Source organism: Acidiferrobacteraceae bacterium (assembly GCA_037388825.1).
In the GTDB taxonomy this organism is placed as follows: domain Bacteria; phylum Pseudomonadota; class Gammaproteobacteria; order Acidiferrobacterales; family JAJDNE01; genus JARRJV01.
Map to the genome: position 1 here is coordinate 1 of JARRJV010000065.1, position 10,413 is coordinate 10,413.

At 61.8% G+C, this 10,413-nt stretch carries 13 protein-coding genes; 8 read left to right on the forward strand and 5 right to left on the reverse strand.

What is annotated here, in order from left to right; translation table 11 throughout:
* The first annotated feature begins 217 nt into the window (after positions 1-217).
* From P8X48_10690 to moaA, 8 genes are all read left to right on the forward strand, one after another.
* Complete coding sequence (locus P8X48_10690; protein MEJ2107772.1) at positions 218-1,558, forward strand: TRZ/ATZ family hydrolase; 1,341 nt, start codon at positions 218-220, stop codon at positions 1,556-1,558.
* Complete coding sequence (gene ubiG, locus P8X48_10695) at positions 1,555-2,283, forward strand: bifunctional 2-polyprenyl-6-hydroxyphenol methylase/3-demethylubiquinol 3-O-methyltransferase UbiG (GenBank protein ID MEJ2107773.1); 729 nt, start codon at positions 1,555-1,557, stop codon at positions 2,281-2,283. Before P8X48_10690 ends, ubiG begins: the two co-directional genes overlap by 4 nt.
* A complete protein-coding gene (gene gph, locus P8X48_10700) occupies positions 2,276-2,962 on the forward strand; it encodes a phosphoglycolate phosphatase (GenBank protein ID MEJ2107774.1) in 687 nt (228 codons plus the stop codon). Before ubiG ends, gph begins: the two co-directional genes overlap by 8 nt.
* A complete protein-coding gene (rmuC, locus tag P8X48_10705; protein ID MEJ2107775.1) occupies positions 2,928-4,184 on the forward strand; it encodes a DNA recombination protein RmuC in 1,257 nt (418 codons plus the stop codon). The genes gph and rmuC overlap by 35 nt, the downstream gene beginning before the upstream one ends.
* 65 nt (positions 4,185-4,249) lie before the next feature.
* Positions 4,250-5,236, forward strand: coding sequence for a diguanylate cyclase (locus tag P8X48_10710; protein MEJ2107776.1), 987 nt, complete (start codon positions 4,250-4,252; stop codon positions 5,234-5,236).
* 64 nt (positions 5,237-5,300) lie between these two features.
* Positions 5,301-5,684: an SDR family NAD(P)-dependent oxidoreductase gene (locus P8X48_10715; protein MEJ2107777.1), complete on the forward strand. Its 384-nt coding sequence runs from the start codon at positions 5,301-5,303 to the stop codon at positions 5,682-5,684.
* On the forward strand, positions 5,681-6,070 hold the full coding sequence (locus tag P8X48_10720) for an SDR family NAD(P)-dependent oxidoreductase (GenBank protein MEJ2107778.1): 390 nt from the start codon (positions 5,681-5,683) through the stop codon (positions 6,068-6,070). Before P8X48_10715 ends, P8X48_10720 begins: the two co-directional genes overlap by 4 nt.
* Positions 6,071-6,159: 89 nt before the next feature.
* A complete protein-coding gene (gene moaA, locus P8X48_10725; protein ID MEJ2107779.1) occupies positions 6,160-7,146 on the forward strand; it encodes a GTP 3',8-cyclase MoaA in 987 nt (328 codons plus the stop codon).
* Here moaA and P8X48_10730 read toward each other — a convergent pair.
* The 5 genes from P8X48_10730 to P8X48_10750 form a co-directional block, all read right to left on the reverse strand.
* The gene (locus P8X48_10730; GenBank protein ID MEJ2107780.1) at positions 7,143-7,619 is read right to left on the reverse strand and encodes an Rsd/AlgQ family anti-sigma factor; all 477 of its coding nucleotides are present in this window, start codon (positions 7,617-7,619) and stop codon (positions 7,143-7,145) included. The two genes, moaA and P8X48_10730, sit on opposite strands and share 4 nt — an antisense overlap.
* A complete protein-coding gene (locus P8X48_10735; GenBank protein MEJ2107781.1) occupies positions 7,541-8,341 on the reverse strand; it encodes a glycosyltransferase family 2 protein in 801 nt (266 codons plus the stop codon). The genes P8X48_10730 and P8X48_10735 overlap by 79 nt, the downstream gene beginning before the upstream one ends.
* A 123-nt stretch (positions 8,342-8,464) precedes the next feature.
* Positions 8,465-8,740 carry a hypothetical protein gene (locus P8X48_10740; GenBank protein MEJ2107782.1) on the reverse strand — a complete coding sequence of 92 codons (276 nt, stop codon included), beginning with the start codon at positions 8,738-8,740 and terminating at the stop codon, positions 8,465-8,467.
* Positions 8,668-9,783 (reverse strand): signal recognition particle protein, encoded by a 1,116-nt coding sequence (locus P8X48_10745; protein MEJ2107783.1) that lies wholly within the window; start codon positions 9,781-9,783, stop codon positions 8,668-8,670. The genes P8X48_10740 and P8X48_10745 overlap by 73 nt, the downstream gene beginning before the upstream one ends.
* Positions 9,784-9,817: 34 nt before the next feature.
* Positions 9,818-10,413 (reverse strand): 3',5'-cyclic-nucleotide phosphodiesterase (locus tag P8X48_10750; protein ID MEJ2107784.1); only part of this gene is annotated, 596 nt, incomplete at its 5' end.

Sequence of the window (10,413 nt, forward strand, 5' to 3'; positions counted from 1 at the left end):
CCCGGCAGACCGTCCCGGTCTTCCGGGCCAAGGACCCGGGGGTCCTTTCTTTTTGGGTACTTTTTCTTTGGACAAGCAAAGAAAAAGTACCTGGGCCGTCCGGACCAGCCCGGACTAGTAGCTTTTCAATTCGCCGCAGGCAAAACAAACCAGCGCGCAAAGCGACAGAAAACCAAAATTCCCCTTATAATCCCCGCAGCCGACCACCTGGACGAAAATGCAAGACATAGACCTATTAATAGAGGCCCGCTGGGTCATCCCCGTGGAACCCGGCGATGGGGCCCTGGACCATCACAGCGTTGCGGTCCACGGCGGCAAGATCCTCGCCGTTCTCCCGAGCGCCGAAGCCAGTCAGCAATACCAGGCGAGCGAAACCGTTTCCCTGCCGGACCATGCCCTGATCCCGGGCCTGATCAATGCCCACACCCATGCGGCCATGAGCCTGTTTCGCGGCATGGCGGATGACCTGGCGCTCATGGACTGGCTGCACGGAAAGATCTGGCCGGCAGAAGCAAAATGGGTCAGCGACGAGTTCGTGGCGGACGGCGTTCGGTTGGCCATGGTGGAAATGATCCGCGGTGGCACGACCTGCTTCAACGATATGTATTTTTTCGCCGAGGACGCGGCCGCGGCCGTGCACGAGGCGCAGATGCGCGCCAGCCTGGGCATGATCGTGCTCGATTTCCCGTCCAACTACGCGCAGACCTGGGACGAGTATCTGGAAAAAGGTCTGCGCCTGCACGATGAATGGCGCAACAGCGAACTCATCACAACGACATTCGCGCCCCACGCACCCTACACCGTCTCCGACGAACCCCTGAAGAAGATCTCCCTGCTGAACAACGAGCTCAACCGACCCGTTCATATCCACGTGCACGAAACCGCGCAAGAGGTGGAAGACGCGGTCAAGGCAACCGGAATGCGGCCGCTCGCGCGTCTCCAGTCCCTGGACCTCGTGAATCCCAGCCTGCTGGCCGTGCATTTCACCGAGGCGAGCGAGGAAGACATCGCCATGATGGCGGACAATGGCTGCGCGCTCGTGCATTGCCCGGAATCGAACCTGAAGCTGGCGAGCGGGTTTTGTCCGGCGGCGAAGATCGCGGCCGCCGGCGTGACCGTGGCCCTGGGGACCGACGGCGCGGCCAGCAACAATGACCTCGATATGTTCGGCGAAATGCGTACGGCCGCCCTGCTCGCCAAGGGTGTGGCCGGGGATGCCACGGTCCTGCCCGCCTCCGAGGTATTGCGTATGGCGACCCTGAACGGGGCCCGCGCCCTCGGGATCGAGGACCGCACCGGTTCCATTGTTCCCGGCAAGGCGGCGGACCTGGTGGCAGTCGATCTGTCCCCTGCATCCACGCAGCCGGTCTACAACCCGGTGTCGAAAATCGTCTACACCGCCGCTCGTGATCAGGTAAGTGATGTGTGGGTCGCGGGAAGGCGCCTGCTTAACCGCGGACAGCTGACCACTCTCGATGAGCAACGCATCCTGGATAAGGCCCGCGTCTGGCGTGATAAGATTGTGGCCCCGGATCCACAGACAGAATCGAATCCATGACCGCCTCCAGCACCAACGCAAGCACGGGCAACGTCGACGACGCGGAAATCGCCAAGTTCGAGCAACTGGCCTCGCGCTGGTGGGATCCGCAGAGCGAATTCAAGCCGCTGCACGACATCAATCCCCTGCGCCTGGATTTCATCGACCAGCGCGCTGCCCTGAAAGGCAAGACCGTGGTCGATGTCGGTTGCGGCGGAGGCATTCTCGCGGAAAGCATGGCCGAACGCGGGGCCAAGGTCACCGGGATCGACATGGGCGAGGCGCCACTCGCCGTCGCGCGCCTGCATCTCAAGGAAAGCGGACAGCAGGTCGACTATCGCAGAATGACGGCGGAAGACCTGGCGGCCGAACAAGCCGGCGCATACGATGTGGTGACCTGCATGGAGATGCTGGAACACGTACCCGATCCGGCGTCGACCATCGCCGCCTGTGCGCGCCTGGTGAAACCCGGCGGCAAGGTGTTCTTCTCCACCATCAATCGCAATCCCAAGTCGTGGCTGTTCGCCATCGTCGGGGCCGAATACGTGCTCAATCTGCTGCCCCGGGGAACGCATGAATACACCCGTTTCATTCGCCCCTCGGAACTGGAACGCTGGGCGCGTTCCGCTGGCCTGGAACTGCATGAGCTGACGGGCATGCATTACAACCCCCTGTCCCAGCGGTATCGGCTCGGGCCCGGTGTGGACGTCAACTACCTTGCCTATACCATCCGCGAAGATGACTGAGGCGGCAGCCAAACCGTCCACGATCCGCACCGTCCTGTTCGACCTCGATGGCACCCTGGCCGACACCGCTCCGGACCTGGCCCATGCCCTGAACGCGGTTCTGGCCGAGAACGGCCGCCCGCCCCTGCCCTACGAGCGAATCCGGGCCGAAGCATCCTATGGTGGCAAGGGGCTGGTCCATCTCGGCTTCGGGCTCGAACCCGACGATTCCGGCTATACCGAAATCCGCCAGCGCTTCCTTGACCTGTACGAAAGTCATTTGTGTGAGCAAACCCGCGTCTTCCCCGGCATGGATCACGTACTGTCGGACCTGAAGCGCCGCGGGCTCAATTGGGGCGTGGTCACCAATAAGCCCGCCTATCTCACCGAGCCCCTGATGGAGTGCCTGGGGCTCACGAGCGAGGCGGCCTGCATTGTCAGTGGTGACACCACCGCCAACAACAAGCCGCACCCGGAACCCCTGCTGCATGGCTGTGCCCTCGCGGGCAGCAGCCCGGCCCAGTGCCTGTACGTGGGCGACGCGGAGCGCGATATTCGCGCCGGCCGGCTGGCAGGCATGCAGACCCTGGCGGCCCGTTTCGGGTACATTCGCAGTGGTGACAATCCCGTGGGTTGGGGCGCTGACGCCATGATCGATACGCCGGATGCCATTCTCGACTGGCTGGACCAACATGCCTGACTTCAACACAACACTGGTGCTGTTGATCGCTGGTGTCGCCCTCGTCGCCGGCATCCTCGGCTGGCTCCTGGCCCACCTGCGTCAACAGGGCCGCGTCGCCGCCCTGCAAACGCGACTGGAGCTGGAGCGCGAATCGGCGGAGACCAAGGTGTCCGAGCTGGAAAGCACGTTCCGCGGCCTGTCCACCCGGGCCCTGCACGAAAACAACCAGGCCTTCATCCAGCTTGCCGAACAGACCCTCCGTCGGCTCCACACCGAGGCCAAGGGCGATCTCGAACAAAAGGAAAAGGCCGTCGAAGCCCTGGTCAAACCCATCCGCGAGGCATTGGACAAAACCGAGACCCAGATCCGCAATATCGAGAAAGATCGCAAGGAGGCCTACGGATCGCTGCGACAGTATCTCGATACCATGGTCCGCACCCAGGAAATGCTGCAGGGCGAAACCCGCAACCTGGTGCAGGCGCTGCGCCGACCGGAAGTGCGCGGTCAATGGGGCGAACTCACCCTCAAGCGCCTGGCGGAACTGGCGGGCATGGTGCAGCACTGCGACTTTTCCGAGCAGGTCACCAGCAGCGACGGCAACCTTCGTCCCGATATGGTGATCCGCATGCCGGATCGGCGCGAGATCGTGGTCGATGCCAAGACCCCGCTGGATGCATACCTCAGTGCCGTCGAAGCGCGCGACGACGCGGAACGAAAACGCTTCCTCGAACAACACGCGGCCAATGTTCGCAAGCGCGTGCGCGAGCTGGCCAGCAAGGGCTACTGGAACCAATTCCCGAACGCGCCCGATTTCGTCGTGCTCTTCATCCCCGGTGATCAGTTCCTGTCGGCCGCCCTGGATGAGGACCGGCAACTGCTCGAGGATGCCTTGCAGCAACAGATCGTACTGACCACGCCGACCAGCCTTGTCGCCCTGCTTCGGGCCATCGCGTATGGCTGGCGTCAGGAGGCCCTGGCGGCCAACGCAGACAAGGTGCGCGAGATCGGCAACGAGCTCTATCAGCGGCTAACCACGTTCGCCGAACACCTGACCCGGGTCGGCAAGGGACTGGATACCGCGGTCACGAACTACAACAAGGCCATTGGATCCTTCGATACCAAGGTCGTGCCCGGGGCGCGCAAGTTCACCGAATTGGGTCTCTCGACAGGCAAAAAACTGGAAATTCCGGAAGCGGTCGAGACCGGTTTGCGCCAAACTACCGTATCCGACAAGGACTGAGGGGCCGGCGACCAATTCCCGGGACTATAATCGGAATAAATAGAAGGGATTCCGATACCCGCCCCGTGAACGAACTCAACAAGCACTATTTTGCGGACCCGACTGCGTCGCCGGCCGATCTTCCCATCTTGATCGTCGAGGATTCCGCAACCACGGCCACCGTACTGTCCAAGTACCTGTCGGAACGCTTTGACCTCGTTCAGGTCAAGGACGGCGCCGAGGCCTGGGCACTCCTGCATGATGGACCGGAGATCGGTCTGATCATTACCGATATCAACATGCCCAACATGAACGGCCACGAGCTGTTGTCACGCATCCGCAGCAGCGACTCCGCCTACATCGTCAAACTCCCGGTCATCGTCATGACCGGAGCAAGCGATGTCCGCGATCGCAACGAAGCGTTTCGCAACGGGGCGAGCGATTTCATCACGAAGCCCATTGATGAGGTCGAACTCAGCGCGCGCGTGAACGTCCACTACAACCTGGCCCGCATCATCCGCGAGCTCGAGGCCAGCAGTGAAGCCCTCGCTCGCCAGGCCACCACCGACCCGTTGACCGGCCGGGCGAATCGACGGTTCTTCCTCGAACGCGCGGAGGAATGCCTTGCCAAGAACCAGCGCTACAAGACCCATTGTTCGGTCATCATGATTGATGTGGACCACTTCAAATCGGTCAACGATCAACACGGCCACGAAACCGGCGACGAGTTGTTGCGGGCCATCGGCGATCGCCTCCATGGAGTGGTTCGTGAGGTAGACACGGTCGCGCGCATCGGCGGGGAGGAGTTTGCCGTGCTCCTGCCCGATACCAATCTGCTCGGGGCTGCAATCATGGCCGAACGGCTTCGCAAGTCCGTGGATCAGGAGGATTTCAGCTGCTGTCACCGCTCCATGCACATCACCATGAGCGCGGGCATTGCCTCCTTCGATTCGGATGATGCCGATTCGGTGCGCGACGTACTGCGCATAGCGGATCAGCGCCTGTACCTGGCCAAACAGCTTGGGCGCAATCGAATCGCCGTCAATGACGAGGGCAAAACCAGCTTCGCCTGAATCGGGCTTCCACACAGCCGAAGAAAAATCATTACAATAGGCAAACCTCATCTGGAACCGATTCATGAACCAATCCACAGGAATCCTCAAGGACTACCAGCCTGCATCCCATCTTCTGGCCGGCCGCCAAATCGCCGTCACGGGCGCTGACTACGAACTGGGTGACGCCGTTGCACGTGCCGTGGCCGCCCACGGCGGAACGGCGATTCTGATTGGTCGTGACCAGCCGACGCTGGAGAAACTGTACGACGAGCTCGTTCAATCCGGCGCCGCCGAACCGGCCCTGCTGCCCTTTGACCTTTGGCGTGCATCGGCCGACGACTTCGATGCCCTGGGCAAGACGCTGAGCGGGGCGTTCGAGCATCTGGACGGCCTGGCCCACTGCGCCGTGGACCTCGGGATCCTGAGCCACTGGCGGTATATGACCTTTCCATCTGGGTACGGGTGATCCAGGCCAATCTGAACGTACCGTATCTGATGACGCGGGTATGTCTGCCGCTGCTTGAGAAATCTTCCCAATCCAGCGTTGTCTTCACCTCTTCCGATGTGGGCCGGACCGGGCAGCCTTTCTGGGGCGCCTACGGCGTGTCCTGTTTTGCCGTGGAGGGACTGATGCAGACCTGGGCCGCTGAACTGGAGGGCGAATCCACGGTCCGAATCAATACATTGGACCCGGGGCCCTTGCGGACCGCCATGCGCGCCAAGCTGTATCCCGGTGAGGAGCCGGAAACCGTACCGACGCCTGCCGATATCGCCGCCGCCTATCTCTACCTTCTCGGTCCGGACAGCGACGAACTGTCCGGGCGTTCCCTGTCGGCGCACCAGGAGGCCTGAGCGCGAGGCGGCATGCCCCCGAAGACTCCCGGGGAAATACCGCTGAGGCGTGCTGGGCCCGGACCCGGCCCTGGAATATAGTGAAGGCCATGACGCAATCGCTCATCGATCCTTTCGGTCGTCAGATCGAGTATCTGCGCCTGTCAGTCACCGACCGCTGTGATCTGCGTTGCAGCTATTGCCTGCCACCCGGTCATCGCGAGTTCGAGGAACCCGAACACTGGCTGACCTTCGCCGAGATCGAGCGCGTGGTGCGCGCGTTTGCCGAGTTGGGCGTACGGCGCGTCCGCCTCACGGGCGGTGAGCCGCTCACGCGCCGCGGCCTGCCCGTTCTCGCCCGCACGCTGGGCAAGCTCCCCGGGCTCGAAGACCTGTCCCTCAGCACCAATGCCATTCAACTGGGACGTCATGCCCCGGCGCTGTACGACGCCGGTGTACGCAGGATCAATGTCAGCCTGGATTCGCTTCGCGCCGATCGCTACGCGCAAATCACCGGCGGCGGCAAACTGGAAAAAGTACTGGCAGGGCTGGAAAAGGCACGGGCCGCCGGCTTCGCGCCCATCAAGATCAATGTCGTCGCCATGGCCGGCGTCAATGACGACGAATGCGAGGACTTCGTCCGTTTCTGTATCGATCGGGGCTTTGCCCTGCGTTTCATCGAAACGATGCCCGTGGGCGACACCGGTCGCAGCGCCAGCGATCGCTTCCTGGATCTGCGGCGCGTGCGCGAACGCCTGGAACGCTCCTTCGAGCTGGTCCCGGCCGCCATGCCCGGCGGCGGACCGGCACGCTACGTGCGCGTGAAGGGGACGGATCTGCGTATCGGCTTCATCACACCAATCTCGCAACACTTCTGCGAAACGTGCAACCGGGTGCGACTGACCGCCTCGGGAACTCTGCTTCTTTGTCTGGGACAGGAAGATGCGATTGAATTGCGTCCGGCGCTGCGGAACGGGATATCCGATGCGGAATTGCAGCAACTGCTGCGCGACGCGATCGCCCGCAAACCCGAGCGACATGATTTTCGCGAACAACCGGAAAAGATCGTCCGCTTTATGGCGGTAACGGGGGGCTAGGCCGTCGCTTTCCCGGTCATGGCGGTCAGCAACTGGTCTTCCAGCTCTGCGCGCAGGGCCAGTTCTTCGCCAATCCGGGACAGGTCGTCATTCAGGGTATCGGTAATCTCGCAGTGGTCGCCGCAGTCATACTTGTCGTTGAACTCCAGCGCCGCATCGGTCGCCTCGGAGATACGCGGATAGAGTTCCTTTGCCATATCCGAAACAGCCTTGCGGCGCTCGGTTCCGTTGACGATGCGTTCGTACAGAACGAAATGTCCGGTGGCGATGTAGTCCACCAGTAGCTGGCAGAATTCCTGCAGATCCTTCTGCGCCGCGGCATTGTTCGGTTCCGGTCCAAATGGCTCCAGCCCGGCCAGGCGCCAGAATACGACCAGCATTTCCTTTCGCTGCGCTACCAGCTTGTCGGCCAGTTCGCGCGATTGCGTGCGGCGGCTTGTGATTCCCGCGCTTTCCTGTGTCGTCGGTGCCATCTCGTTCTTTGCTCCCACTTCTGCGACCAGTTCTCAATACCGATACAATCGTAGTGCAGCAGTTCGATCTTCGAGGTCTGTTTCTTTTTCAGACTTCGATCATGTCGTCTGGGTCCATGAGAACCGTATTCATGAATCTTGCCAACGGCACTCATTCTGACCAGACTCTTGGAACCCCCATGGCCCCGAAAGTACCTGTTCTCATAGATTGCTGACTTGCAGCCGAGCACTTTTGCGAGCCATATCTTTATCTTGCCGGATATCTTGCCGGACTTCAGTTTGAAATGATCCGGCTCGAATATGTGCTGGTACCTGTCCTTTTCAGGTATTGCCTCCCTCATCGCCGGAACCAACACATCCACCTTGCTCGCGTCCAGAATCCCGGAAAGACTCCCGCCGGGATAGATCAGTTCGTCGCTGTCGACCATCGCATACCAATCGCAACCGAGGTCCTGAGCCATCTTCAGCCCGACTTCCCTGTTTCCAAGCAGCCGCTCATGCAGCGCATACGGTTGTCCTCCCGTGGTTCTTTGCCAGTGCTCATCGTCACAGGGCACGACGATCACATCATCCCGGCCGCCAAAAAAGCTGATGCCCTCGTCCTCGGGGTCATCAAAGAAGAGGATGATCTTGCTGACTCCAACATTCAGATGGAAGTTCACAAAGCGGGTCAGGTCGTCAAGATTTTCCCTGACGGTAGAACAGATTGCGAGTTCAGCCACGATCGATACTCCGGCCCAAGCGAATTAATCCGTGCAGGTTTTTGGCGATCTTCTCCGACGCCGCCGTTTGATCTGTCAGCGGGACTTCGCGCACACCCGTTGTCGGGACGCCGGAACGGGCGCCTAGAACGGCATACCCGGCAGCCCGCCGCCGCGTTTCATGGCCTTGGCCAGGCCGCCCTTGCCCATCCGTTTCATCATCTTCTGCATCTGCATGAATTGCTTCAACAAGCGGTTCACGTCCTGCACCTGGGTGCCGGAACCGGCGGCAATGCGTCGCTTGCGGGAGCCACGGATCACATCCGGTTTTTCCCGCTCCGCCGGGGTCATGGAATTGATGATGGCCACCATGCGCCGGGTGTCCTGGTTTCCGATCTGGTCGCGGGCGCCCTGGGGCAGGTTCCCCGCGCCGGGAAGCTTGTCCAGCAGCGACTCCAGTCCCCGTCGGCCAGATCCAGGCCCTTGCCCTTCTTCAGCTTGCGCGCAACCTGCTCGGTCTGTTCCCGGTCGACCTGTTGCTCCAGCTCTTCCACCAGGGTGAGCACGTCGCCCATGCCCAGAAGACGCGAAGCCACGCGATCGGGGTAGAAGGGCTCCAATGCATCCGACTTTTCCCCGACACCGAGAAACTTGATGGGTTTGCCCGTCACGTGACGGATCGACAGTGCAGCACCGCCGCGTGCGTCGCCATCGGTCTTGCTGAGAATCACGCCCGTGAGTGGCAATGCTTCATCGAAGGCCGCGGCGCTACGCACCGCATCCTGGCCCGTCATGCTGTCGGCGACGAACAGGGTCTCTACCGGATTGACCGCCTCGTGCACCTGGCGAATCTCCGCCATCATGTCCTCGTCGACATGCAGGCGCCCGGCCGTATCGAGAATCAGCACATCCAGCACGCGCCGACGGGCCTCTTCCAGCGCGGCACGTGCGATGGCGACGGGATCCTGATCCGGACTGCTGGGGAAAAACTCCACGCCCACTTCGGCGGCCAGGCGCTTCAGCTGGTCGATCGCCGCCGGCCGGTATACGTCGGCACTGGCCACCAGCACGGTCTTCTTTTCCGTTTCCTTCAGGCGCCGCGCGAGTTTCGCCACGGTCGTCGTCTTGCCCGCGCCCTGGAGGCCCACCATGAGCACCACCGCCGGCGGTCGCACCGAAAGGTCCAGGGAATCGTTGTGCTCGCCCATGAACCGGACGAGCTCGTCGTGCACGATCTTGATAACGGCCTGACCCGGCGTCAGGCTGCGCAGGACCTCCTTCCCCTGGGCCTGCTCGCGGATGCGTTCGACAAATTCCTTTGCCACCGGTACGGCGACATCCGCTTCGAGCAGGGCGGTGCGGACCTCGCGCAGGGTATCGCGCATGTTCTCGTCGGTGAGTCGGCCCTGGCCCCGGAGCCTTTTGAAGGTGCCCTGGAGGCGATTGCTCAGGTTGTCAAACATGTGGAACTCGTGTCAGAAGGAATCGTGCCCAGTACTAGATACGGATCAGCTGGTCGCGCCGCAGCGGACGGGGGGTGCGGTCCGGAAGATGGGATTGTACCTGTGCCATGATCTCTTTTTCCATGCCGGGCATCAGGTGTGTCAGCAGAATTTCGGCATCGGAGTCGAGCTTGGCCAGTTCTGCCGCCAACAGGCGCGGACAGAGATGCCGGGCGATGTTCGCAAGCTCCTCCTGCTCGTCCGGAAAGGTTGTCTCGATCACCAGGCTGCGAAGATCCGGCGTTTCACTGGCGACTTTCCAGAACTCCTCCGTGCTGGTGGTATCGCCGCTGAAGGCCCAGGAACCGGTCTCGCAGCTGACGATGTATCCCATGGCCGGGACCGTGTGGTTCATCTCGACCGTTCGAAAGCGGAATCCCTCGACTACGGTCTCGGCCCCGACGGCAATCTCGTGCAGGGAAATGAAGGGCTCGTCCGGAGTCGGGATGACCGTGAAGTCCGGCCACAAGCGGGAATTGAAAACACTCGACCGCAGGACCTCCAGCGTTTCCGCGCGCGCGTGCACCGTGACCGGCTTGCCGCGCATGGCGCCAACGCTGTCTGCCATCAGGGGCAGGGCTGCAACGTGAT

What these genes read in the sequence shown, in the direction of transcription:
- P8X48_10690 (MEJ2107772.1), top strand. Translation starts at nt 218, where the DNA reads ATGCAAGACATAGACCTATTAATAGAGGCCCGCTGGGTCATCCCCGTG.
- ubiG (MEJ2107773.1), top strand. Translation starts at nt 1,555, where the DNA reads ATGACCGCCTCCAGCACCAACGCAAGCACGGGCAACGTCGACGACGCG.
- gph (MEJ2107774.1), top strand. Translation starts at nt 2,276, where the DNA reads ATGACTGAGGCGGCAGCCAAACCGTCCACGATCCGCACCGTCCTGTTC.
- rmuC (MEJ2107775.1), top strand. Translation starts at nt 2,928, where the DNA reads ATGCCATTCTCGACTGGCTGGACCAACATGCCTGACTTCAACACAACA.
- P8X48_10715 (MEJ2107777.1), top strand. Translation starts at nt 5,301, where the DNA reads ATGAACCAATCCACAGGAATCCTCAAGGACTACCAGCCTGCATCCCAT.
- moaA (MEJ2107779.1), top strand. Translation starts at nt 6,160, where the DNA reads ATGACGCAATCGCTCATCGATCCTTTCGGTCGTCAGATCGAGTATCTG.
- P8X48_10730 (MEJ2107780.1), bottom strand. Translation starts at nt 7,619, where the DNA reads ATGGCACCGACGACACAGGAAAGCGCGGGAATCACAAGCCGCCGCACG.
- P8X48_10745 (MEJ2107783.1), bottom strand. Translation starts at nt 9,783, where the DNA reads ATGTTTGACAACCTGAGCAATCGCCTCCAGGGCACCTTCAAAAGGCTC.